This is a genomic window from uncultured Clostridium sp., from assembly GCF_947039605.1.
In the GTDB taxonomy this organism is placed as follows: domain Bacteria; phylum Bacillota; class Clostridia; order Clostridiales; family Clostridiaceae; genus Sarcina.
Window position 1 is genome coordinate 14,534 of the sequence record NZ_CAMQZG010000017.1, and the last position, 25,535, is coordinate 40,068.

The 25,535-nt window shown below is 28.3% G+C and carries 29 protein-coding genes and 1 pseudogene; 9 read left to right on the forward strand and 21 right to left on the reverse strand.

The genetic code is table 11. The features are described from left to right. Positions 1-7: 7 nt before the first annotated feature. The 5 genes from Q0V24_RS08005 to Q0V24_RS08025 all read right to left on the reverse strand — a co-directional run bounded on the left by Q0V24_RS08005 (position 8) and on the right by Q0V24_RS08025 (position 4,925). Positions 8-922 carry a Bro-N domain-containing protein gene (locus Q0V24_RS08005; protein WP_297520233.1) on the reverse strand — a complete coding sequence of 305 codons (915 nt, stop codon included), beginning with the start codon at positions 920-922 and terminating at the stop codon, positions 8-10. Positions 923-1,051: 129 nt separating this feature from the next. After that, positions 1,052-1,192 carry a hypothetical protein gene (locus Q0V24_RS08010; protein ID WP_297520235.1) on the reverse strand — a complete coding sequence of 47 codons (141 nt, stop codon included), beginning with the start codon at positions 1,190-1,192 and terminating at the stop codon, positions 1,052-1,054. 182 nt (positions 1,193-1,374) lie between these two features. After that, positions 1,375-2,088: a lysozyme inhibitor LprI family protein gene (locus Q0V24_RS08015; protein ID WP_297520237.1), complete on the reverse strand. Its 714-nt coding sequence runs from the start codon at positions 2,086-2,088 to the stop codon at positions 1,375-1,377. A 254-nt stretch (positions 2,089-2,342) separates the two neighbouring features. Then, positions 2,343-3,233, reverse strand: a complete 891-nt coding sequence (locus tag Q0V24_RS08020; protein WP_297520238.1) for a hypothetical protein — start codon at positions 3,231-3,233, stop codon at positions 2,343-2,345. Positions 3,234-3,260: 27 nt separating this feature from the next. Then, complete coding sequence (locus Q0V24_RS08025) at positions 3,261-4,925, reverse strand: MFS transporter (protein WP_297520241.1); 1,665 nt, start codon at positions 4,923-4,925, stop codon at positions 3,261-3,263. Positions 4,926-5,124: 199 nt separating this feature from the next. Between Q0V24_RS08025 and Q0V24_RS08030 the strand changes: the two genes are divergently transcribed. Then, on the forward strand, positions 5,125-5,703 hold the full coding sequence (locus tag Q0V24_RS08030) for a TetR/AcrR family transcriptional regulator (RefSeq protein ID WP_297520243.1): 579 nt from the start codon (positions 5,125-5,127) through the stop codon (positions 5,701-5,703). 65 nt (positions 5,704-5,768) lie between these two features. On the opposite strand, the gene Q0V24_RS08035 is transcribed toward Q0V24_RS08030, so the two are convergent. Next, positions 5,769-6,161, reverse strand: coding sequence for a hypothetical protein (locus tag Q0V24_RS08035; protein WP_297520245.1), 393 nt, complete (start codon positions 6,159-6,161; stop codon positions 5,769-5,771). Positions 6,162-6,506: 345 nt separating this feature from the next. Here Q0V24_RS08035 and Q0V24_RS08040 point away from each other — a divergent pair, with 345 nt between their 5' ends. Beyond that, positions 6,507-7,451 (forward strand): nuclease-related domain-containing protein, encoded by a 945-nt coding sequence (locus Q0V24_RS08040; protein ID WP_297520247.1) that lies wholly within the window; start codon positions 6,507-6,509, stop codon positions 7,449-7,451. Positions 7,452-7,725: 274 nt separating this feature from the next. Further along, the gene (locus Q0V24_RS08045; protein ID WP_297520249.1) at positions 7,726-8,550 is read left to right on the forward strand and encodes a hypothetical protein; all 825 of its coding nucleotides are present in this window, start codon (positions 7,726-7,728) and stop codon (positions 8,548-8,550) included. Between the two features lie 336 nt (positions 8,551-8,886). Here the strand turns inward: Q0V24_RS08045 and Q0V24_RS08050 are convergent, their stop codons facing one another. The 3 genes from Q0V24_RS08050 to Q0V24_RS08060 form a co-directional block, all read right to left on the reverse strand. Continuing rightward, positions 8,887-9,465, reverse strand: a complete 579-nt coding sequence (locus Q0V24_RS08050) for a zeta toxin family protein (protein ID WP_297520251.1) — start codon at positions 9,463-9,465, stop codon at positions 8,887-8,889. A 1-nt stretch (position 9,466) separates the two neighbouring features. Beyond that, on the reverse strand, positions 9,467-9,631 hold the full coding sequence (locus tag Q0V24_RS08055; protein ID WP_297520253.1) for a hypothetical protein: 165 nt from the start codon (positions 9,629-9,631) through the stop codon (positions 9,467-9,469). Positions 9,632-9,785: 154 nt separating this feature from the next. Further along, positions 9,786-10,637 (reverse strand): BRO family protein, encoded by an 852-nt coding sequence (locus Q0V24_RS08060; protein ID WP_297520254.1) that lies wholly within the window; start codon positions 10,635-10,637, stop codon positions 9,786-9,788. A 249-nt stretch (positions 10,638-10,886) separates the two neighbouring features. Between Q0V24_RS08060 and Q0V24_RS08065 the strand changes: the two are divergent. Beyond that, positions 10,887-11,006: pseudogene (locus Q0V24_RS08065) on the forward strand (ribbon-helix-helix domain-containing protein); the annotation flags it as partial. Positions 11,007-11,147: 141 nt separating this feature from the next. Here Q0V24_RS08065 and Q0V24_RS08070 read toward each other — a convergent pair. After that, positions 11,148-12,089, reverse strand: coding sequence for a BRO family protein (locus Q0V24_RS08070; protein ID WP_297520255.1), 942 nt, complete (start codon positions 12,087-12,089; stop codon positions 11,148-11,150). A 139-nt stretch (positions 12,090-12,228) separates the two neighbouring features. Here Q0V24_RS08070 and Q0V24_RS08075 point away from each other — a divergent pair, with 139 nt between their 5' ends. Next, a complete protein-coding gene (locus tag Q0V24_RS08075) occupies positions 12,229-12,393 on the forward strand; it encodes a ribbon-helix-helix domain-containing protein (RefSeq protein ID WP_297520257.1) in 165 nt (54 codons plus the stop codon). A gap of 57 nt (positions 12,394-12,450) precedes the next feature. On the opposite strand, the gene Q0V24_RS08080 is transcribed toward Q0V24_RS08075, so the two are convergent. The 8 genes from Q0V24_RS08080 to Q0V24_RS08115 all read right to left on the reverse strand — a co-directional run bounded on the left by Q0V24_RS08080 (position 12,451) and on the right by Q0V24_RS08115 (position 18,420). Then, positions 12,451-13,176, reverse strand: a complete 726-nt coding sequence (locus Q0V24_RS08080) for an HNH endonuclease signature motif containing protein (protein ID WP_297520259.1) — start codon at positions 13,174-13,176, stop codon at positions 12,451-12,453. A 273-nt stretch (positions 13,177-13,449) separates the two neighbouring features. After that, complete coding sequence (locus tag Q0V24_RS08085; RefSeq protein ID WP_297520261.1) at positions 13,450-13,941, reverse strand: molecular chaperone Tir; 492 nt, start codon at positions 13,939-13,941, stop codon at positions 13,450-13,452. A 22-nt stretch (positions 13,942-13,963) separates the two neighbouring features. After that, a complete protein-coding gene (locus tag Q0V24_RS08090; RefSeq protein ID WP_297520263.1) occupies positions 13,964-14,788 on the reverse strand; it encodes a macro domain-containing protein in 825 nt (274 codons plus the stop codon). Between the two features lie 198 nt (positions 14,789-14,986). Further along, a complete protein-coding gene (locus Q0V24_RS08095; protein ID WP_297520265.1) occupies positions 14,987-15,463 on the reverse strand; it encodes a hypothetical protein in 477 nt (158 codons plus the stop codon). 168 nt (positions 15,464-15,631) lie between these two features. Beyond that, complete coding sequence (locus Q0V24_RS08100) at positions 15,632-16,177, reverse strand: GNAT family N-acetyltransferase (RefSeq protein WP_297520268.1); 546 nt, start codon at positions 16,175-16,177, stop codon at positions 15,632-15,634. 91 nt (positions 16,178-16,268) lie between these two features. Beyond that, positions 16,269-17,825, reverse strand: a complete 1,557-nt coding sequence (locus Q0V24_RS08105) for an ABC-F family ATP-binding cassette domain-containing protein (RefSeq protein WP_297520271.1) — start codon at positions 17,823-17,825, stop codon at positions 16,269-16,271. A gap of 51 nt (positions 17,826-17,876) precedes the next feature. Further along, positions 17,877-18,020 (reverse strand): hypothetical protein, encoded by a 144-nt coding sequence (locus Q0V24_RS08110; RefSeq protein ID WP_297520273.1) that lies wholly within the window; start codon positions 18,018-18,020, stop codon positions 17,877-17,879. A gap of 220 nt (positions 18,021-18,240) precedes the next feature. Then, complete coding sequence (locus Q0V24_RS08115) at positions 18,241-18,420, reverse strand: hypothetical protein (protein WP_297520275.1); 180 nt, start codon at positions 18,418-18,420, stop codon at positions 18,241-18,243. A 318-nt stretch (positions 18,421-18,738) separates the two neighbouring features. On the opposite strand from Q0V24_RS08115, the gene Q0V24_RS08120 reads away from it, so the two are divergent. The 3 genes from Q0V24_RS08120 to bioC all read left to right on the forward strand — a co-directional run bounded on the left by Q0V24_RS08120 (position 18,739) and on the right by bioC (position 21,476). Beyond that, a complete protein-coding gene (locus tag Q0V24_RS08120) occupies positions 18,739-19,797 on the forward strand; it encodes a hypothetical protein (protein WP_297520277.1) in 1,059 nt (352 codons plus the stop codon). 162 nt (positions 19,798-19,959) lie between these two features. Further along, entirely contained in the window at positions 19,960-20,664 is a 705-nt protein-coding gene (locus Q0V24_RS08125; protein ID WP_297520279.1) for an alpha/beta hydrolase, read from the forward strand. A gap of 2 nt (positions 20,665-20,666) precedes the next feature. Then, complete coding sequence (gene bioC / locus Q0V24_RS08130) at positions 20,667-21,476, forward strand: malonyl-ACP O-methyltransferase BioC (protein WP_297520281.1); 810 nt, start codon at positions 20,667-20,669, stop codon at positions 21,474-21,476. Positions 21,477-21,528: 52 nt separating this feature from the next. Here bioC and Q0V24_RS08135 read toward each other — a convergent pair whose 3' ends face one another. The 3 genes from Q0V24_RS08135 to Q0V24_RS08145 all read right to left on the reverse strand — a co-directional run bounded on the left by Q0V24_RS08135 (position 21,529) and on the right by Q0V24_RS08145 (position 23,873). Further along, a complete protein-coding gene (locus tag Q0V24_RS08135; protein WP_297520283.1) occupies positions 21,529-22,836 on the reverse strand; it encodes a peptidoglycan-binding protein in 1,308 nt (435 codons plus the stop codon). Positions 22,837-22,936: 100 nt separating this feature from the next. After that, complete coding sequence (locus Q0V24_RS08140; protein WP_297520285.1) at positions 22,937-23,599, reverse strand: SdpI family protein; 663 nt, start codon at positions 23,597-23,599, stop codon at positions 22,937-22,939. Between the two features lies 1 nt (position 23,600). Further along, positions 23,601-23,873 (reverse strand): autorepressor SdpR family transcription factor, encoded by a 273-nt coding sequence (locus tag Q0V24_RS08145; RefSeq protein ID WP_297520287.1) that lies wholly within the window; start codon positions 23,871-23,873, stop codon positions 23,601-23,603. A gap of 220 nt (positions 23,874-24,093) precedes the next feature. On the opposite strand from Q0V24_RS08145, the gene cls reads away from it, so the two are divergent. Beyond that, entirely contained in the window at positions 24,094-25,530 is a 1,437-nt protein-coding gene (cls, locus tag Q0V24_RS08150) for a cardiolipin synthase (RefSeq protein WP_297520289.1), read from the forward strand. The last annotated feature ends 5 nt before the right edge of the window (positions 25,531-25,535 follow it).

Here is a 25,535-nt window from a genome sequence, read left to right on the forward strand (position 1 = left end):
GTATTTACTACTCTAAAATATATTTTAAACACTTTATTTTCAAATCATTATCTTCATCCACCATATTATTTATCGTCTTCAAAGTTTCTAAAAACTCTGTTGTTTTATGCTTTTTATTAGAGTTATCCACCTCTTCAACATATCTCTTATCCTCTTTAATACTAAATTTACTTTCACTTAATGTATCTTCAACTTCCATATCTATAAGTTCCTCAAAAACCTCGTTCCTAAGCCATTCTCTAAACATTTTCCCTGTAGGCATTTGAGAATAATTTATGAATCCTAATAGTCCTTTTTTATAAAAAACAGTTAAGTTTGATATATGTTTGCCTGAACCGGTTACTTTTACGCCCTTCGGTTGGATAACCTTTTTCACCTCATTACCACTTAAAACTTCATACTCTATTCCTTTTTTATAATTTTCTCTTTTTATACATTGAGTCACAGCTTTTGACTCATCACTATATCCTATAATACTTGCTATTTCAGTTGCTCTCCAACAAGGTCTACCATTAATAATATATGTATGTACTTCTTTTCCCTCAAACATTCCAACAATCATATTTTCAGTTTCTTCCAACTCTTCTTCATCTATTTTACTAAAATCATCATTAACAAATAATACTCTATTCAAATACCTTATAAACTTATCCATTCCACTCTCATATAAAATAGTCAAACTTGGCGCTTTGCTTATATCATAGCCTTTTCCTGAAACCCTACCTTTAAAAACTTTTAAATTTTCTTTAGTTAACACATCATAATCTTCTCCACTAGCTAATCCATCATATTTAATAGCTCTACTAATTGCTTTTGATGGTTGCTCATGACCAAAAATCTCCGCAACTTCCTTTGCTATATAGCAAGATTTCCCCTCCCAAACTCTTCTTATTTCTTCTCTTTCAAAATTTAAATTATCCATTTAACTTGTCCTCCCTTGTATTCATTCAAGGGAATTGATATAATATCACTCAAACGGAGTTTAATTACATTAACTCCCTTGTATTAAAGGTAATCCAGCATATTTGTCGGTGGATTACCTTTTATTTTTTTACTTTTTTTTATTTTCTTTTTCTAGATCATCACTTATTAGCCCAACTATGTACTCTTGTAGAGTATTCTCATCATGAGCCATCTTTATCTTCATAGCTTTGTGCATAATATCCTCTAATCTTATTGTCATAATTTTCATATCCATTCCTCCTAATTTTAGTGGATTACTTTAAATAAGTTATCCATCAGTTCATTCATTACTATCCTAGTTTAAGCAATTTTGAAAATATTATTCATAAAAAGGAAAGTTTTTCTTTATACACAAAAAGAGCTAGTTTTTACACCAACTCTTTACTCAAAACATTTAATTACTCACTAAAATCACATATACTTATTTACAAGTTCAAAGCATCTTTCCTTAGTTCTTTCTGTCTTATATACCATAGCTTTTAGTTTTTGTTCATTCTGAAAACCTTCATTTTCAACCAAATCTGCTTCCCACTTTTTATAAGCATCTAACCATCCCATTTGTTCTGCTCTTAATGTTTCAAACTCACTTGCTTCCATAGACTTCCCAAGTTCTGCCCAAATTGCATTTAGCTGTGCATCCCAAACATTAAACTCCTTTTCAGCATATGCAATCATCACTACTGGAGTCTCATTATTTGCATCTGCTACACTTTCATTTTTTATTGTTTGTATTTTCTCATTAGCCTCATTTAATTTATTTAAATATGTCACCTTTAAACTCTCTTCAACTTCATCAGTAGGCTTATTCTCTTCGCTTGGTTTGTTTCCTTCTGATGGAGTTTCTTTATCTGTTTCTATATCCTGTTCCTTATTATCTTCTACCTCTGCATCTACTTCTATATTTGTCTCTTCATCTTTCTTCTCATCTTCAACCTTTGTATCCTCAACAAGTTCATCTAACTTGCTATCTTCTACTTTATCTTGATCCTCCTGCACATTTTCTTTTTCAACTTCTACCTTTTTGTCATTCTTACCACCTAAATTACCCATAAAAACGCCACCTGCTGTCGCTATTGCAACCACACTCAGTCCTGCTATTAATATCTTTATTTGTTTATTCATCATAATTCTCTCCCTTATTCTCCCCATAAATTATTATTTCTTTAATTCAAACTATTTATAGAATAATTTAATATTATGACTATGCTATATCTAAAATATAAACTTTCCTTAAATAAACAAAATAATCCATTTTTACCTTTTATTAGAGATAAAATAACCCTATATTCTTATTTTCCACAATTTTTTTTAAATATAAAAAAAAGTAATCTACGATATATATATTACACATATCTTGTAGATTACTTTTTCATTTTAATTTATTGTCTAATATATCTCACTGATTTCTTTCTTCTTGTGATTAAGGTCATCACTACCTTTAGCTTATCACCCTCTCTATAAGGGGGGATATTCTCACCATAATAAATTTTACATTCTCTCTTATTCGTAAAATCTGTCACTATTAAACTATAATAAACGCTTCCTTCCTCACTATCTTCGTTCACTTCAATACCCATACAAGTTCCAAATAAAACAGTATTCAAATTAAAAATATCCTCTATTGTAAAAGATACTACAACCACTATTATTAGTACCCATATCTCAATTAAAAGTGAAAGTATAGCAAGTACTACACAAATCATAACTAACTTCATTACCAAGCCATTAGATGATATTTCTTCATCCTTAATATTTGATTTTATAATTGGTTTAAACCAAATCTTCCATCTCCAACTTGGTTCAACCTTATAATCATACGATTGTGCTGGTGCAAAATACTTATTTTCCTTACTCTCTTGCTCTACTGATATAATCCATATGTTTCTACTTATAAAATATAAAAGCATTATAAGCCCTGCATTTATAACACCCGCAAATATCATATATACTGAATTACTAAGTTTGTTTTGAGCAAACCCTATTGAAAGAAATATGATACCTCCACAAATATAATAAATTATATTTTTTTTATATTTAGACTTTTCCTTATTAGACAAACTATTAGCAACTTCAAATCCTGATGCAATTGCAGCAACAGATAATAAAGCTACAAATTCTAAAAAACCTCTATAATAATAAAATCTTACAAACTCTAAATCTTTATATTTATCTATAAAAAATATAATATTTCCACCTACACTAATAAGCAAAATAAATATTATTGTTACTCTTATACTTCTAGCAGTTCTTCCATCTAACTTAGCAAACATATTTTTTCCTAAAACAATTTAAATAACTCATATACTTTTCACTTTTAAATTCTTTCTGCTTGATAAGAAAATTGATATTACTAATGCTATAATACAAAATACTGCTGAAGCAAGAAACATCTCTCCGTATCCTTTATTAAGCGTACTTTGGAATGTACTTGTAATAATATCTTTTGAACCTGCAAGTTTATGAAGATAAGAAGTTTTAAACTCTGTGAACATAGGATTATTCCCCATATGTTGCCCTATTATATTAAACTGCTTACTTGTCATATTATATATTAAACTAAATATATTATTAGCAGATGCATTTTGGAATGAACTAGCAGCCCCACTAAACATATTAGCTGAATGATGTGCAAATTGCTCTGGAAGCTTTGGCATAACACTCATAAGTTTTGTTGGTACTTTTTGAGCTGCATTAGATATAAAGTTAACAAGTAAATTTGGTCCTATAGCAACTCCTATTGAACGTACAAGTGCTACTGTTGATTGTCCCATTGTAGCTTTTTCCTCTGGTACAAGAGCCATCATAAGATAATTAAGTGGTGTTGCAAATGTAAATCCAAACCCTGAACCAAGTATAGCTATCCCAACTAATAAATTAATAAGGTCTGGATAACTTGCTGTTATAAAAGCAAAATACATACATCCAGTTATTGAAATTACAAATCCAATAATAAGAACTATTTTAGCACCAATTTTATCTATAAGCTTACCAGAAATAACTGATGATATTCCCATAAACACAGCAAATATTGTTGAGAAGTATCCACCAGTTCCTGATGGAAGTTTTAGAACATTATCGCTGAATTGTGGCAAGAATACAAGTGACATAAGTCCAGCCCCTACAATTAAACTAACAATTAATGTTATTAATATATTTTTATTAGTGAAATATGAAAGGTCAAGAACAGGGTCGTGAGCTTTCTTCTCTATAAATATAAATATAGGTATACTTATAACAAATATAATAAGATAAGGCAGTACATCTTTAGATGTTAATGATGTATATAAATCATCAAATTTTAGATTTGTTAATGCATACATAAGTGAAAGTATTAAAATACCAAGTGAAAGTGAACCTAAAATATCAAGTTTTCCACTATTAACTGCTTTACTCTCATCTAGTTTTAATCCAAGAATTATAACAATTATACTTATAGGTATATTTATAAAGAATAATATTCCCCAGTTTTGGTCTCCAAATGCTCCAAGAATAGCTGAACCAAGTGTTGGTCCAATAACTGTGCATATTCCAAATATCGCACCTATAAAACCAAGTGCTGACCCTCTTTTCTCTGGTGGAAAAGATGTTCCAATATAAGTAGTAGCAATAGGCATAATTCCCCCACCACCAATGGCCTCAATAACTCTTGATGAAAGAAACATAGGGTAACTTTCAAATATATTAGATAATCCACATAGCAGTGATCCGATAGCAAATAATACTATTGAAATCATATAAATCTTTTTTCTTCCAAACTTATCAGAAAGTTTTCCCATAATAGGCATTGATACTGCAAATGCAAGTGTATAGATTGTTATCATCCATATACTAGCTGACTGACTAACATGTAGTCCATCTGCAATAATATTTCTAGCAGGGGCTACTATACCTGAGTCTAGCGCTCCCATTGCAATACCTAATAGGAAAACTATCATAGCAAGTTTAGTTGATGCTTTTTTCATTTGTCTTCCTCCTTAGTTTAAAAAATATTTAAATAGATAGCTTATTACTGCTTGTCCACAAAATATTTAAACATTCCAATTCTATATGCAGTTTAACCAAACTGTCACATTTGTGTCTTTTGATATTTTCAATTATAATTAATGAAAAATACTTAGTCAACTAATTAATGAAACTTACACAAAAAGGGGAATCTGTAACATGGAAAATTATGGAGTTAAAAATAGAAATAAAAAATCAATTGAGCGTATATCAAATGCTATGTTAGAAGTTCTAAAAGAAAAAGAATTTGATAGCATCTCAATAACAGAAATTTGTAGCAAAGCAGAAGTCGCAAGAAAAACATTTTACAGGAATTTTAATAATAAAGAAGATGTAATCAAAAGTTCTATTGATTTAAAACTTTCAGAATTCACAAGCACTGGGGTATTAAATAAAGTGATTAAACCAATCGAAATATCTGAATCTTATATCCAATTCTGGTATGATAGAAAAGATTTTTTAAAGCTTTTATTTGAAAGAAATTTATTTGGTATTTTAAATTATAAATATGATATCTACATGCAAGACTTAAGAAGATTAATGAAAGGTGATGAAGAAGAAACTCCAGAAATAGAATACTTTTTAAAATTTATATCAGGTGGATTTTGGAATGTACTACAAACATGGGTAAGAAAAGATTTCAAAGAATCTCCAAAAGAACTTGCAAAACTTACAGCGATATATATGGAAAGACTACAAGGTGCTATAGCTTCTAACTCATCTTTATTTGCTTATTAAATCCACAAAAAACTCTAAACATAAATTAAACACCTACACTTATGAAAAATGTAGGTGTTTAATTACTATAAGCCGAAAAATCCTTGACTATAATTCACTTGAGCATTTAATATCCATTCTTTAATATACTCTATAAGTTTTTGTTGTGGAATTTTTTCTCCAGTGTTATTTTTTATAACAATTGTACTAGGAACCGAATTCTCATTTTCTCCTAATATCCACTCAATTGAACCACTTTTATTATTCATTGAATTTATTTCACTATTGTTATTTTTTTTATTTATAGATTCATTATTTTGTATTTGAGTAGTATTATTCAAATTTTTATTATTTATATTACTTTGAGTTTCTGTTTGAGTATTACTATTGCTAGATGTTACATTCTTTGTATTTGAGTTATTATTAGTATTAACTTCACTATTAACACTTTTATTATTATTTGAATTTATTTCAACCATCCTTTCTTAATCTAATAAATATTTTATTTAAATTTAACACTCTTTTTTTCAGCAAAAACTACAAAGATACTACTAACAAATAACATATTTAAAAGCAACTAAAAAAGAGTTAGTTTTACACCAACTCACCAGTACTCTTATACTCATTTTTATTTTTTTAAACAAGATAACACTATTTAACTTCTTCCTAAAAGCTTATTTATATAAGCAACCTTTTTCTTCCTTCGAAAGTAAAGATTTTCAAATATATTTCATTTTTGAAGTAACTGTTTTGATTCTATCCTCAGCCTATATAATGTTAAAATTAACTGTTATAAAAAAAATGAAAGTCGGTGATTACCAAAGATGAAAAAATTCATTAGAATTATTTGTAAAATCCTTTTATTTATGAATATAGTAGCTCTTATAACACTTGGGATATTTATGAGAGGTACTGTTCCAGCTTCTAACTGGATAGTATATATTGCTTATACAGTCGTATTACTATTTATCATTAAAATTACAAAACCCATTAACAATAAAACACTCAAGAAAAAATACAAGAAGAAATATAAAAAAAGGTACAAAAAAACTTCAATTGCCCATAATAAAGATACCTTTACCAACTTACCAAATAAGCAAAAAGAAATAGAAATAGAAAAAAGAAAACTGAACCCAACATCAAACAAAACTATTGATGAAGAAACAAAAAAAAGAAAAGGCGATGTAGGTGAGTTAAAAACTGAAGTTACACTTCAAAATATATTTGAAAATGCTCATATTTACAGAAATGCTTATTTCTCTAAAATCCCTGTTGCAACACCTGAAAACCCTTATCCTTCAAATGTAGATATAGGTAGTAATGAACTTGATATAGTAGTTGTTGATAAATCAGGAGTTTATGTAATAGAATCAAAAGCTTGGAATTGCACATCAGTAAAAGGTGATTTTGCAGATAAAACAATCACTCCTATTTACGGAAACAAAGCAGCTTCTTCTAAACCTTATAACCCAATAAAGCAAAATGAAGCACATATAAAAACCCTGAAAACTCACTTAAATATTAAAAACTTACCAGTAAAATCAGTCATAGTCTTTTCTGGTGAAAAAAAAGTTAATATTGAACTAACAGGACAAAGTGATAGTATTGTAACAAACCTTAAAGACCTAGAAAAAGAATTAACTCCTTACAAAAACAAAACATTGATTAGTCCTGAAGACTTTGCTCGTATCAGTTGCATTATCAAAGATAGAACTGAATTTTCAGAGTCATACAAACAAAAGCATAAAGAATTTGCAAGTAGCTTTTAAAAATAACTACCACATCAGAAAATATATTTTTCTGATGTGGTAGTTATTTTATTTATCTATATTCTACTCAGAAGTTTGCTTACATAAACAACTTTAATACTATTTTCTTACCTACTGCTCTAAAGTTTCAGATTATTACAAATTTAAAGCTATTTTGTTTACCATTTATTATTTGTATAAATACTTTTATTCCATTATATAAATTTCTATGTTAAGACAATTCCTTCTTTATAAAGTATACTAAATAAAACTTATATTTATATGATGAAAGAAGGTGTCCCTTATAATAAATGATAAAATAAATAATTCACCTAAAAATAAACCTTCAAAACTTTCAATTATAGGTTCTATACTCTTTTTATTGATTCTGATAATTGGGTTTGGAAAGTCATATTTCAGTAGTATACTTATTGGTACTTTCGGTATAGAGGCTATCGCTACGATAACAGGCTATACCTTGTCAGATGCTAATACTTTAAGCAAATCAAGTGAAAAAACATATAATTATACACCTACTGTAAAAACAATCATAAGTGGGAAAGAAGTTATTCTGACACGAAGCCCTGTAAATTATAGCTCAAAGGAATTTACAATTGGACAAAGACTTCAAATATCATATATATTTAAAAGCAAACCAATATTTATAATTAAAAACACTTTTTATTGGGCTAACCGTGTAATGGACTTGGCAGCAGTTATAACTATACCATTTTTAATTATACTTTTTTTACTATTAGAACCCAGATATCAAACAATTGCTGAAAGAAAAGCTCTCTTTAAAAAATATAAACGACTTTTTTTCTTAAGTATAATACCTCTAATTTTATGGGCTATAGCATTAATTTACAAAGGTTATCAAATTTTAAATTATCCAAAAAATTTAATAATTCCACTCAGAGTAACTAATATAAATAATATAAGAGTTTCTGAAATCCTTTTTGTATATGCAGTCCTCATATATATAAAAATTTTCATTGATTTTTTAGTGTTTAAAAAAAGAACTTGGAAAAACATTAGAATCTCTATCCTTCTTATAGTTATTTCAATTGCCCCCTTATTTTATTTATCTTTAATACCATTTGTGAATATATCACTATAAAAATTATATTTTATAAATAAAGAAGGTGTCGCACTAAATAATTAGTGCGACACCCCCTTTCAATTCTTATTTAACCTATAATTTCTATGTACTTTCATAAGGCAATCCGTGCTATTCCCATTATACTTTTCTTACCTCGTGCCCATTAACTTTGAGTCTATTACTAAACTTCCAGTCTTTTCTCAGCGCCCTGGGGACCTTTGTGAGAGAAATTCATTTCTCGAACTTAATATTTCTTTGAACGTTTCTTCTGGAAATATATCTGTTTGCATTATACCGTACATTTTCACTCTCCATATTTCAATAACTTTTTTTCATTATGTTGCACGCTTCAAATTATTCAGTAATAACATTTTTGAGATTAATTTTGTACCAATTTGGTAATTCTTCACCGATCCAAGTAAGTGAACCCTTCTCACTAATGGCAATTAATCTAAATTTATTTGTATTATCATAAATATTAATAACATCACAAATATCTTTTACTAGCTTTAAATTTTCCAAAGATTCAACATATCTTCTTTCAACAGCTTTATCTAGTATACCATGCCCACCTTTTAAAACTCTTTCTCTAATTCTCTTCTTTGAAATCTCTGGACTTTCTGTACAAATGAAATTCATCTCAACAAAGAATCCTAACTCTTTAGCTTTTTTAATATTCCTAACTATACTTTTTCCTGATAATGTAGTTTCTTGATTAAATGATATTCCCGTTGAAAAATATTTTCTTATAAGCTTAACAGCTTCTTTTGCACACTTCATTTGAAGATTATCATCTTCCCATGAACCTATACTTGCCAACATTTCATCTGTATTAATTCTTTTCTCATCTTTTTTAAAAGGATAATATATAGCTTTGTACATTGTTGTTTTACCAGAACCATTAACTCCACCAAATACAGTATAACTTTTCATGCTATTCACCCATTACCCTTTCTTGCTCCCTTTGAAGGATTATATCTGAAACTTTAGCATAGAAATCTTTTTCTTCCTTACTATTTGCTTTTCTTAAAAGCTCCATAACATCTTTATATGTGTAACTTAAAAACAAATCATATAACTCTACTCTTTTATCTAACATATTAATTCCCCCATATTTAACTTATTTTACTTTTTATTTTCATTATAACTAAGATTATATAAGATATAAACCATATTATATTTACTCCTAAAGTTTATTTAATAATCAAAAAAGAGTTAGTTCTTACACCAACTCTAACTTTATCTATATGTACCTATATTCTACTCAAAAGTTTACTTATATAAGCAACTTTAATAGGATTATCTTCATCTATAATTCTATCTACCAAATTAACTAAATCTATAATTTCTGATAAGTTATCCATACTTTTCTCACTATATATCTTTTCTTCGGATAAGTTATCCTTTTTAATACTGAATATATTTTCACTAACAGTATTTCCAACTTCCATATCTATAAGTTCCTCAAAAACCTCATCTCTAAGCCATTTTCTAAGTTCTTTTCCTATTGGCATATCAGCATAATTTATAAATCCAAGTAAACCTTTTTTATAAAAAATAGTTAAATGTGTTATAAGTTCTCCGGAGGCAAAGGGTGTAGAATCCGTTCCTTGGATAAGTTCTTTTACTTCCCTTGCATTTAAGACATCATAATCTTTTTCTCTTTCATATCCTTCTGCTATTATACATTGTGATACTGCTTTAGATTCATCTTGATACCCTAAAACACTAGCTATATCAATAGCTCTAAAGCAAAGTTTCCCCTTCCATCTGAATGTGAAAATCTTATAGCCTTTAAAACTTTTGACCATTATATTCTTATTTTTAGCTTCATAAAAATTATCACGCTCTGTATTATCTCCTAAAAGTAATCTAACTTCCTCATAAGTTAACTTATTTCTATATCTAAGAAACTCAACTAATCCACTCTCATAAAACAAAACTAACTTTGGTGATTGTCTAAACTCATTTATTTCCATAGCTAATAATCTATCTTTAAACTCTCTCAAATCATTCTTAGATAAAACTATATAATCCTCATTTTCAAGTAATCCACTCGCAGTTAAAAAGTAATTCACTGCCTTAGATGGATTTTCATAACCCAATACTTCTCCTACTTTCTTAGCTACCCAAACTCTTTACCTTTCCATTTCATTTTTATTGCTAGTTCTGTTAGCAAATCAACATAATCATTTTTCATAAATTCTCCTCCTAGTAAAATTGAAATTAATACTAGTATTACCAAAATTCTAAATATTATCAGTTTCTAGAGGTTATAAAAAAATAAATTTTGTTAATAATAGAAATGAGGTGATAAAAATGCCAAGAAATGACTTAAAACCAGAACACCACTCGGTAGTGCTGTTGATAATGAAGTATTTAAAAGATTGAAAACATACTCTAAAGAGTCACATATACCAATATCAAAGATTTTAGATCTTGCTATTACAACATATTTAGATGAGAAAAAATAGAATACATATTTTAAAAACTACTAAAATTGCTTAGTAGTTTATTTTTACTCAAAACTAAATTTCAAGATATGTTTACCATAAAAAAGACACTAAATAGATAGTAAACACCTCCACTTTTTAATAAGTGTAGGTGTTTACTATCTATAAGTTTTTGAATATAGAATCTAAATAACCTAATTTTCTTTCATCTGTTTCACTAAGAACTCTATCAACAAGACTTAATAGATTACCTAAATCTAATTTTCCATCTAACTTCTCTAGATTACTTTCTTCATTTTTAGATAAGTTATCCACTTTAATACTAAACCTATTTTCACTAGCAGTTTCTCCAATTTCCATATCTATAAGTTCCTCAAAAACCTCATCTCTAAGCCATTCTCTGAATACTTTCCCAATAGGCATATGAGCATAATTTATAAATCCTAACAGTCCTCTTTTATAAAAAATAGTTAACTTATTTATAGCTTTTCTAGAGCGTAAGGGCGTATCGCCCTTACGCTCTAGGATTACTTTTATCTCAGATGGATTAAGTACGTCATAATCTAACCCTTTTTTAAAATCCTCACGCACTATACATTGACCAACTGCTTTAGTTCTATCACTATATCCTAAGATCTTAGCTATGTCTATAGCTATCCAACACTGTTTTCCATTCAAAACTAAAGTATGTATTTCATAATCTTCAAAGAATTTAACACTCACTCCATTTTCAATACTTAAACTTTCCTCTTCTTGCTCATTCCCAAATATATATCTAATTTCTTCAATAGTAATCTTATTTCTATAACCTAAAAACTCAATTAATCCACTTTCATAAAATAAAACTAATTTTGGTGATTGTCTAAATTTACTTATCCCCATTGATACCAATGTATCTTTAAATTCTCTTAAATCATTTCGAGAAATTGTTATGTAATCTAGCTTCTCAACTAATCCACTAGATAATAAAAAATAATTAACTACTTTTGAAGGCTTTTCATAACCTAAACACTCTGCTACCTCCATAGCTACCCAAACATCTTCTCCCTTCCATTTTATTTTTATAACATTATCCTTAATGTTATCCACTAATCGTTTAATCATATACATCATCTCCCAATAAAAATTGATGCTAATAGTATTCGCAAAAATAATGATAATTATTACTAAAATTTATAAAATATAAAAATATTTTGTTATAAAAATCCTTAATTAGGTCAATACTACCTTTAGAGGTGATTATATGGCTGAAATAAAAAAAACTTATCTAAAAAATAGAACTCCTATCGGGAGTGCTATGGATAATAAGATATATTATGAAATGAAAGGCTACTCAGAAAAAACTGGTATTCCAATTTCTAAAATGCTTGATAGAGCTATGAGTATGTATTTAAATACAGTTAAATAGGAAAAGAGTTTTCAAATGTAATTTTACTTTTGAAAACTCTTTTCCTATTTAATTTTTTTATTCTTTTGACTTGAATACTCTTACAAAAGTACAATAATTCGCCCATACTTCATCTGCCAACTCATTAAATTTATTATTTATTTTCATTGATTCTTCTGGAGTGTATTTATAATTTTTCCAAGTCTTTATTGCTTGTGTTCCTAAAGAAGTTGGAAATGTATTTTTACCTTTATATAGTAAAAATTTATTAATTACATTAATTAAATTATTCATAGCTCCCCTTAAATCGCTATCAATAAACTCATATTCTGGATTTCTTGCTAAATTAGATAGTTCAGAAAGTGGTCTAAACTCTTTATTATCAAAATCATTTCCTAAATCAACTTCAGTTAAATAATATTCTAAATTTCCAGTTTTAAATATGTCCTTTACTTCTTCATATATTTTTTCATCGCTTTTTTTAACATTTTGACTCATGTCTTTTAATATACTTCTTTGTGGAAATTCATTGTTAGCTACTCTTTCATAAAACTCATCCCGTCTTCCCTTTAATTCATTCTCTGAATATCCATTACCCTTAGGATGTTCAGAATTATAACTTCCTATTATCGCATGACAATCGAAGCATACCGGAATACAGTTCTCTAATGTATCCGGCCCACCCTTCGCGTGTGGTTTTATATGATGACACTCCATATTAATACCTTTTTTTTGTTCGCATAACACACAATGTCTTTTACACTTTAAAAATGCCTGTTCTTTCACTTTTTTTGAAAATCCCATTTTTTCACCTCATAATATTAAATTCTATAATACAATATTGTCTCACTATTCTTCAGAAAAGAGTTAGCATTCAAGCTAACTCTCTAATCATTATTTTGATTAATTATACCAATTTAATTCCCCAGTACTCATACCTTTAAGAAAGACTTTCAATTATATTTCTTTTTTAATTATATCAACTACTTAGCTAAAAAATTTCTAACATTTATTGTTAAAACTTGCACAATTGCGCCTATTTTTAAATATTTAGTTATATACTTTCTATCTTTACCTTTAACTTATTGCATTTTTTACTGATTGATAATCCCAATAAAGATTACCATCTTTGTGGTAACACATAGGTGCATGAGTACCTTCATTTTTTAGGATTTCTATACATTTACTTTTATCAACTGTTGCTGCCTTATATAGTACAACAATCCTTATTCCATCACGTATAGCCTTAGCACATTCATACTCAATAAAGCTCTTATTACTAGAACTTCCACACTCATTATTTTTAAAACAGTAATTACACTCTCCTGCTCTACGTGATTTAGTACCATTTCCTATAATAAGCACAAATGTCTTTGATATATCAAGCCTTGTCCTAAGTGAAGCTTTAATACTACAATTTTTGCTATTATCGCTAGACTGTGTTATTTCATGAGCATCATTAAATGATAATCCCCAATACCCACTATTATTCCATTTATGTAATTGGTCAACAGCATCTTTATCTCCTGTCCAATCACCGGCTATATAAGTTTTAGTTCTACGTGTCATAAATAATACCTCCCCAGTTAAATTATTTAATACCTTTTAATCTATAAAAATTAATTTTATCTTTTTGTGATTCATGAACTATTATTGTTACTTTTGATGGATAATTAAACTTCACCCTACTTACCTTAAATGACCATATCAAAAGCTCTAAAAGCTCTTGATGTGATATTGTCTCATACTCTTTAAACCTTGTAATTCCAGAACCTAACAGTGGAATCGAAACAGATCTTCCTGCATAAATCCTATCTATCTCATTCCAAAAAATCATTAAACAATTTATGTAATCATACATATATAAATATGCTCTGTTACTATTATCAAATTTCGAAAATGCTATTAATAAATACTCTTTGACTTCTACAATTGACCCTAACCTATACTTTATTTTTTTACCTCTTCTTCTAGAAGTATTTTCTTCTTCAATTTTATCTTTTAATTCATCATCATCTGCGATTAACCTATCAAGTTTATCAATATCATTCACAATATTTTTTATATACAAGCCATTAAGTGATTTCTCTGAAATTATTTTATTATCTACAATTGTATCAAAGTACTCATTAAAAGCTATTACCTTCAACCCATTTTCTTGAAAAACATCTCCTATCTTAACTTCAATGACCGAATTATTGATTTTTATTTCAACCTTTTCTAACTTATTTGCGCCTCTCCATAGCACTATATAAATACCTACTAGTATAACAATCAAAACTCCAGCTACAATAACTTTGTCGCTAGTAGGAACTTCTATAAAAATAAATATAAATGAACAGATTAAACTTAAAACTGATAATATGCCATAGTATTCTTTTAACAACTGCTTATCAAACAACTTTACCTTCCTCATAAATCCTCCTACTAAGCATATTCTTAATTATAAATTATACTCACCAAACATAATATTACACCTAATTACTCTTTATAATAATTATATCACTAATGGTTAATTTTTCCAATTTTTCCTTTTAAAAAAAGGAAGTGATTTTAAACACTTCCCTCAATGAAAATATTATACGCATTATGCTAATTTTACTGTCCAGTAACCCTACATAAAAAAAGGATTTTGATGTTCCCTAAACTCACTAATAAATAACTGACGCCCTCTTCCATTAGGATATTTTAGATCTTCAGATAATAGCATAGCATTCATATAATAAACAATTTCTAAATTTGTAATATCCCAACCTTTTATATTCCCATATACATCATCTTGATTATCAACCAATCTCAATATATATTGTGGGTTTATTCTTTCTTCCATTGATAACTCATTAGCATCTAAATAATTGAATAATCTTTCAAATATATCTATTTTCCCAATATCATAAATTTCTTGATTACTTATTACTACTAGCCTTTTCATTGGATATCTAATGACAACCGTATAATATTCTCCTGAATTTTTAAAAAGTTGTCTTACTATTTGTGTATCATTAGGTAAATCTGATTCTAGCCTCCCTACTTTATCTCCTCCCAAATTAATCTCGCTTAAATTATTCTCAATATAATCTCTAAATGGCATCTCCTTTACGTACCTCTATAAAATTATTATATTAATAATATATTTTAAACTATAAAAAATATTACTCATTTAACTTTTTTTAACAACAAAAAAAAGTTAGCCTTCAAGCTAACTCTTCAATCATTATTTTATTAATTTTTAGCAAAATTTATTAATCCACTCCAGAAACTAATTCATTACCTTCTCATATAACTTAAACCAATCTAATCCATAAATACTTAAACCTAAATCCACAGTATCAATATAAATAAATCCACATTTTTCATATAGTTTAATTGCAGGTTTATTCTTCTCATAAACATCTAATCTAACTGACTTCATATTTAGTTTTTCAGCAAGCTCAGATCCAAAGTTAATTAATCTTTCACCAATTTCTAATCTAAAATAATTAGGATTTACTACAAGAGTATGAACAACTAAAATTTCATTATAATTATTGGCAGTTTTCCACCTTGCACTATCATACCCACTTTCAGGTTCATGATTTAAAATAACTGAGCCAACAATCTTATCTTTATATTTTGCAATATATAAATTCCCTTCATTAATTCCCCTTATAGCATTAGCTCTAACTGGATAAAGTCCTTTTTTCCACCCTGGATAATTTATTCCTCTTTCTAACACATCATTCAAATTATTATAAAGTTCTTCTATTTCATCTATGTCAGATTCTGCTCCTAACATTATCATAACTTCTATATTTTCTTCTTTCATCTCTCTACCTCTTCATATGCCCTTTCTTACTTTAAATACAACAAAAGAGTCAGCATTTAAGCTAACTCTCCAATCATTATTCTGTTAATTTTTAGCAAAGTTTATTAGTCCATTCCTCGCAATTCCAAACCTCTGTTACTACATCTTGGTAGAATTCAGGTTCGTGACATACAAGTAAGATAGAACCTTTATACTCTTTTAAAGCTCTTTTAAGTTCATTCTTAGCATCAACATCAAGGTGGTTTGTAGGCTCATCTAGGATAAGTATGTTACTATCTCTATTGATTAGCTTACATAGTCTTACCTTAGCTTGCTCGCCTCCACTAAGTACTGCTACTGCACTTTCTATATGCTTAGTCATTAGACCACATTTAGCTAGTGCTGATCTTACTTCGTATTGAGTCCATGAAGGGAACTCTTCCCATATTTCTTCTATACAAGTTCTATAGTTTGCTTCTTTGATTTCTTGTTCAAAGTATCCAATTTCTTGGTAGTATCCAAGTTCAACTTCTCCACTTATAGGCTTTATAAGTCCCATTAAGCTTTTAAGAAGTGTTGATTTTCCAAGTCCATTTGAACCAACTAAAGCAATCTTTTGACCTCTTTCCATTTTAATGTTAAGTGGTTTTGTAAGTGGCTCTTCATAACCAATTACAAGGTCTGTTGTTTCAAATACAAGTTTTCCTGAAGTTTTACCTTTTCTAAAGTTAAACTCTGGCTTTGGTTTTTCTTCATTAAGTTCTAACACATCCATTTTATCAAGTTTCTTTTGTCTTGATTTGGCCATGTTTGATGTAGCAACTCTAGCTTTATTTCTAGCAACAAAATCTTCAAGTTTAGCAATTTCTTTTTGTTGTTTTTCATAAGCAGCTTCAAATTGCTTTTTATTAGCTTCATAGATTCTTTGGAACTCTTCATAATCTCCAACATATCTTGAAAGCTCTCTATTCTCAACATGATATATTAAGTTTATAACATCATTTAAGAATGGAATATCGTGTGATATCAGGATAAATGCATTTTCATAGTTATTAAGATATCTTTTTAACCATGCAATATGCTCCTCATCAAGATAGTTTGTAGGCTCATCAAGAAGAAGGATATCTGGTGTTTCTAAAAGTAACTTAGATAAAAGTACTTTTGTTCTTTGTCCACCACTAAGATTTGTAACATCCTTATCAAGACCTATTCCTGTAAGACCAAGCCCTGCTGCAACCTCTTCAACTTTTGGGTCTATAACATAGAATCCATTATTATCTAAAGTATCTTGAATGACTGCTGTTCTCTCAAGCGCTTTATTCATTTCAGTTTCATCCATTTCTCCCATTCTCTCATAAAGACCATTCATCTCAGTCTCCATATCAAATAGGTATTGGAATGCACCTCTTAGAACATCTTTTATAGACTGTCCCTTCACAAGTTCAGCATGTTGGTCCATATAACCAACTCTAACCTTATTACTCCAAGTAACTTTTCCTTCATCAGGCATAAGTTTCCCTGTAATTATATTCATAAATGTTGACTTACCTTCACCATTAGCTCCAATTAAACCAACATGTTCTCCCTTTAAAAGTCTAAAAGAAACATCCTCAAATATGGCTCTGTCACCAAAACCATGGTTCATGTTCTGTACATGTAAAACGCTCATTAAATTTCCTCCATTTTATATCAAGTGGCTCTCCCACTTAATGCTATATATTTATAAAACTTTACTTGCTCCAAATATTATTGCTGCAAATATTATTATGTAAGCAATATTAACCCAAGCAAGGTTTTTAGCTTTTTTAATCTTCTTACTCTTTGCTTGTCTAGTCTGGCTTCTTTTTCCAACTGTTCTTTCCATTATGATGCACCGCCTTCCTATCTTTTGTTCTTCTTTTAATATTATAACTTAAAACACCCGATTATTTAATTAGAAAATAATAAAAAAAATTTCTATATTGTCCAAGCAATACATTACTATCTAAATAACCTAAAAAAAGACCAATCAAAATTTCATAAAAAATTGCATAAAAAAAAGAGCAGACTTTGCTAAATCTACTCTTTCCCATTGAAAAGGGGAACTATATAAACAAACTAGCCAAGAATATCACACCTGTGAGGGCTAATACTCCTAATACATTAGCCCAAGGCTTCCAAACCGCTTTATTGAAAAACGCTATTTTCTTTTCTTTTAAAACTTCTTTTTTTTCATCTAAGATATCACTTCTATTTCTTTTTCTTTTTATAACTGTTTGACTCACTCTAATTACATCTCCTAAAAATCAATATAAATAATTTCTGTTGTTAGAAAAATTTGCTTTAAGTAATCTACACAATAATTAATATATTATTTTTTCACTGTAAGTTTCCTACTTTTTCTAACCTTCTATAAATTTTATTTAACATGCCACTTACTTTATACCTCTTAATTTCAATGTAAACTATTAAACCTTTAAATATCATTTATTCTTAATAAAAAAATCCTAAATATCATTTAACTTTCAATAAATTTTAGATGAAATGCATCTTATGAACTGTAAACAAATTCTATACTTAAAGAATGAAGGGAGTTGATTCCAATGAAAATCAAATCAATAATTGCAACAATAGTAATCCTTGGAGTTATTGGGACAGGTTCTTTATACCTTATGAATTCTCATACTGCGAACGCTAGTACTAATACAACAAATTCTAATAATCTTGTAAGCCCTAATAATACAATAAATTCTAATAATGAAGCTTCTACAACAGGAAATACTAACACTCAAAATACAGAAAGTACAAAGCCTGTTAATTTAAATAATAAAACTACTACTGCTAAGGCTCAAAATACAAAAGAAAGCAGTACTCAAAATATAACAAATAATACTAATAATAGTTCTACTAATCAGAACTCACAAAAAACAAAAGTTCAAACTTCTGCTACTCCACCAACAACTAATATGATAAAAAGCACAGGCGATTTTTCTGATATTGTAAGTGGTAGCTCTTATATGAGTGCTTCTATAGCAGGTACTAATATAGTATTACCTTTTAACAATGCTCATATAGTAAATAATCAATTAGTCTTACCTGAGTATTATACAAGTAAACTAAATGAAGTTTTTACTGCTAAAATAAGCTCTACTGGAAATGGTAACTTTGTTCTTTATGAGTTCTATGATAATAAACATACTGCTACCATGGACCTCAAATACCATAGTAACCAATATGAATCTTATCTTAGTGGAACATTTAAGCATGTTGGTAGCAATGCTGTAACAGGACTTAAATTTGATATTATAACTAAACTAAATTCTAGTGTAATTGACTATACACCATTCTATCACTGCAATATAGCTGGAACACCTGTAAATATTACAGTTGCTAACCCTAGTCTTAATAATAAGTGGTTAGAATCCTATGCTGGAAATCCTAATACTTTTAATCTAGCTATCGATTATGATTTATCAAGTACTTATCGTATTGGATTGCTTGAAACTTATAATGGCAAAAAAACTGGTGAATATCTACTTAATCCTAATGACCCTAATGATACTTTTAACAACACTTATACTGGTGTATTTATCACAAAACCTAATACTCCACAAAGTAAAAGTTATAGTGTTACTTTAACTGGTAACTACTCACCAAACTAAAATTAAATATATTTTTATAAGATAGGTCTTCAAATAAAAACCTATCTTTTTTATTTCAAATTAAAAATCTATATTCAAAATTGGTAAATTTACTGTATTATATTACTTAAACACGAAGTTAAGTAGCTAAAACTACTTTGCATAAAAAAGGATGATTTTAAAATGAAAAATATACTTATAATAGGTGGCTTCTCTAGCAGAGAAATTTACTTTGAAAGACTTATATCACTACTAAAAAAAGAAAATAATATTTTTTATATAGACTTTAATGATACAGATATAGATTTTGATAAAAAACTAATCCACTTTGTAGATGATAACTCACTAGATAACTTTGAAATAATTGCTTGGTCAATGGGTGGTCTTGTTACTCTATCTGCATATAAGGAGTTAAAAGATAGGCTAAATTCTATAACTTTTATCTCTTCAATGCCTAAGTTTTGCAAATCACCAGATTATAAAATGGGTTGGAATAAAAGAATTGTAGGCTTTATGATAGATAAGCTTGCTAGTGAGCCAGAGATTGTGTTAAATGACTTTAACAAAAGCCTTATATATAATACTCCCACCTTTCCATTTGAACCTTTAAAAACTGATTCTACTTTGGTTAATAATCTTACATTTGGGCTAAAATATTTAGTGGAAAGTGATTTTAGAGATAAGTTATCTACACTACAATCAAAAGTGCTTATAATTCATGGAGAAAATGATACTATAGCACCTATTACTCACGCAGATTTTATGTTAGACAATATTCATACAGATAAAAATTTACTTAGAATAGATAATTGTGCTCACATGCCTTTCTATTCACATGCAGAAACTTGCTATAATAAACTACTATCTTTTTGGAAGGGAGAATTTTAATATTGAAAGATGATATAAGAAAGAACTTTTCTAAAGGTTCAAAAACATATGATGACAATGCTAATGTTCAAAAAACTATGATAGACCACTTAATTAGTAAACTCCCTCAAAAGAGTTATACTAAAATACTTGAAATAGGTTGTGGTACAGGTCTTCTAACAACTAGACTTGTAGAACTTTTTCCAAATGCAAAAATTACAGCCCTTGATATATCAGAGGGTATGATTGCTACTTGTAAAGAAAAGCTTAAAGACCATAATAATATAGAATATATCTGTGCTGATGTAGAATATAACTGCCCTATAGATGAATTTGATTTAATAATTTCAAGTGCTACTTTCCAATGGATTACAGACCTTGAAGAACTTCTAAAAAAACTTAAATCAAGATTATCATTTGAAGGTGTATTAGCTTTTTCTACATTTGCAGATAAAACATTTAAAGAACTAGATAAGTCTTTAGACTATGCATTTTCAAAAAATAACATAGATACAAAAACTAACAGAAACTACTTTTCTAAAGATGATTTAAAAGAAATTGTAGATACTACTTTTAAGACTTCTAACTTTAATAATGAAATTGAACATCTAAAGTATACTGAATACTTTAAAAATGCACTTAAATTTTTAAAATCAGTAAAAGCTGTTGGTGCTAACACAAATGACTTAGCAAAATATATAAACCCACAAATAACTAAAGATTTACTTGATTACTATAATGATAATTACTCATTTAAAGATTGTGAAAAAGATTATCTTGGTTTTGTATGTGCCTCATATTACTTACTTTTTGTAATTATAGAGCAATACTAAAAAAGTGCTTTCAAATTGAAAGCACCTTTGTTTTTTATTTTATACATCTTTATTATTGAAATAACTCTGCTTCTTTTGTTACCCCAACAAAAACTCTAGAAATTGCATACCATGTTGCTCTATTTACTATCCCAGTAGTCGGTAAATCAAAAATTTGTTGAAAGTCCCGAACTGATACCTCTGTCTTTGGTCCAAAGATTCCATCCTCTGAAAGTTTTGCAATAGCAGGATAGTTTTCACTTATTCTATTTAACTGCTTTTGTATTATTTCAACATTTTCTCCTCTACTTCCAACACTTAATGGATAACCTGGATAAGAGTCTGGATAACCATTAACTTTTTGAGCCTCAACAAGATTTATATTACTACCATAATAATAGGTTAAAATTTCATATGGAGTGTATCCATTCTCTGCAAGATACTGACTTCCCCATTGACTAAGCCAATTAGGACACTTTGATGTTGTACCATTGCAGAACTCTGCAAGAAGAGGTTCTTCTTGTCCTTGTCTTTGAATATATGTTGTAAATATTTGATCAACAATAGTATTTATAGAATTGTAAGTTGTTCTATCATGGAAAAATGCTTGATCATAAGCTGTATCATTTGTAATATCAAAATTATATCCTCTAGATGGATACCACTCTGTATAAACTCTATTTAAAACGAATGAAATAATACAATATATATTTGCCCTAAGTGCATCAGAACTCCATGTAGCATAAAGTTCTGAACTTGCGACATTTTTAATATAATCAACAAAATCTATTGTACAATTTGGAGCATAAGCATTAGTTGGAGCTCCTTCATGCACTGTTATATATTGTGGAATTTCAACATTTTCAAGAACTCTCATATTTCTTTCATTACTAATTTTTCTATGTTTCTTAGATTTTTTTTTATATTTTTCCGGTTCTTTCTCTAACTTTAAAGTTTGTGCTTTTGTGCAACCACCATCACACTTAGAACAACCATGTTTAACTTGCTTATGCTGTGGTATTACAAGTGTTTTAGTTGCACACTTACCATCATCCCCTTTTTCTAAATGATATTTCTGTATAGCCTTTCTTCCTGGAAATACCTGAATCCCTTTTATAGTTGCCCCCTTATAACCATCCTTTGAAACATAACCATTGTATATTCCATAAGGTTTTGCACCCATTATTTTCACATTATTAGGTTCTGCTGATTCTAAAATAATATTATCTACATATCCTGACTCATTAGTATAAACAGTTTTTATCTCCTTGATATTATTAAAATCTTTGTCACTCTCAAAAATTTTAACAGTAGCATTAGATATAGGTATATAAGTATCTTCTAAAAAACAATGTACTTTAAGTCTTCCTGTACTTGTCATATAAATTCCCTCACAAAAATTAATTCCCTATACTATATGACCTAACACCCTTAATAGTACAATGTACTAAAGATGTTTTTCTATTTTTATAAAAGTATCCCTACTTTCCAAACTTTTCTTTATATAATTTTTTTGCATAAATAGTAGGATATATTGATGCTATAAATACTCCTATTACCAATATTGGTGTTACTATATATATTGGTAACATTACAGCTATCGGGATATATAATAGTCCAAATATAACCATGCATTTCCCACCAAGTCTTTGAGTTTTAGTCCAAATTTCACTATCTGACCTTGTAGATTTAGTTCTAATTCCAACTCCCATACCTGATTTTGCTTTGGGCATATAATTACCCATTAGAAGAAATATTAATCCAACAACTATAAGTGGAATCTTACCTACAAAATCCCCACCTATGTTAGCAACCTTATTATAGCTTGTATATATAAATACATATGTCAGAATATTAAATAATGCCACCATTCCTATAGCAGTAACATTTATAATCTTGCTGTTATCCTTATTTTGCTGTTTACCTTTTTCATTTGCCCAATTCAATATAGGTATTATAATCCCACAAAAAACTAATGTTATTATTGGAGTAATTAATATTTGATATTTACTCCCCCACTGGTCTGCCTGTCCACTAATTCCATAATGAGTTGGTATTATACTTGGCATATATTGTAGTGATATTAATGTAATTATTAGAGGTAATACTATAAATGGAACATAAACTAAATTTTTTTTAACCATTCTAAACATCTCCCTTTTTATTAAACATAGATAACCATAAAATAAGTTCTTCAAATACCGATGTATTTAAAGTGAAATATACAAACTTCCATTCCTTTTCCTCTGATATTAAATCAGCTTTTTTTAATATGGATAAATGATGCGAAATTGTAGCCTTACTCACATTAAAATGTTCTGCAATTTCTCCTGCTGATTTTCTACCTTCTTTTAATAAATTTAAAATTTCTCGTCTTGTTGGATCTGATAGTGCTTTAAAAGTATTTTGATGTAACACCTTATCACCACCCTCTCTTATCATTTTGATATTTGTCTAAATGATAAATCTTTTAGCGATTTTTGTCAAATAATAATTGTATGTAAATAAATTTTTTCAGAGTCATATTTACTACGACTTTTATTTTTTATAAATAATTAAAGTAAAAACTAAATAAAAATTTGATTCTATTGTATAATTAATAAGGTATTTAACTAAAGAAAAAACGTAGGGGGAATTTATGCATTACATATTACTAGGACTTGTAGGGCTAGATATAATTTTAGATATTATATTTATCACAGTTTTAATATTCTTTGAAAGAAAGGATGTATCATCAACTTGGGCATGGCTATTAATATTACTATTCTTACCTTTTATAGGTGCAGTATTATATATACTAATGGGACAAGGTATAAGTAAAGATAAAAGATTTAGAAAGAAATATTTAGATGATACTTTTAAAAATAGCTATTTTAAAAGTATGAAAAATGATCAAAACTACAATACATCATCAGAATTAAATAAAGATGTAATTCTAATGAATTATAAAAACTGTAATTCATTATATACTCGCAATAATACAGTAGATTTTATTTTTGAAGGTAAAGAATTATATGAGGACATGCTTTCTGAACTTAAAAAAGCTGAAAAATACATACATATGCAATATTATATTTTCAGAAGTGATTCATGGGGTTCAAAACTCTTAGATGAACTTTGTATTAAAGGACAAAGTGGTATTGAAGTTAGATTGCAAATAGACGGTATGGGAAACTTTATATCTAAGGAGTATTTAAATAAACTTAAACTTAGTAATGTTAAAGTTGAAGTATTCTTCCCTAGTATATTCAAAAAAATAAATCTTAGAGCAAACTATAGAAACCATAGAAAATTCCTTTTAATTGATGGAAAGTTTGGTTATCTTGGTGGTTTTAATATAGGAAAAGAATATGTTGGTGAAGGACATCTTGGATACTGGCGTGATTGTAATTTAAAAATATCTGGTGAAGCTTTAAATGATTTAGAGGAACGTTTCTTGCTTGATTGGACATTTACAAGTAAAGAATGTCTAAATGCAAGTTATAAAAAATACTTTAATTATGAAACTGAAGCACTAGCAGAACATAGAGTTCCTATGCAAATAGTATCTTCTGGACCAGACCTTGAAAAAAATAATATAAAAAATAGTTATATGAAAATAATAAATAAGGCTACTAAAAGAATTTGTATTCAAACACCTTATTTAATACCAGACACATCTATTTTAGACTCACTAAAAATTGCAGCACTTTCAGGTGTGCAAGTAGATATTATGCTTCCTGGAAGCCCTGATCACTTCTTTATCCCTTGGGTTTCTAATACTTATATTGGAATATTACTTGATTATGGTGTTAATATTCATCTTTATCAAAGAGGTTTTATTCACTCTAAAACAATGGTTGTAGATTCTAATATTTGTAGTGTTGGAACAGCTAATATGGATGTTAGAAGTTTCTCACTTAACTTTGAAACAAATGCAATCATATATAGTTGTAATAAATCTCAGGAACTTGAAGATAAATTTGATGAAGATTTAAAAGACTGTAGATTACTTACTAAAGAAACATTTAATAAAAGGTCTAAGAAAACTAAGTTCTTAGAATCTATCTTTAGATTATTTTCAAATATAATGTAAAAAAA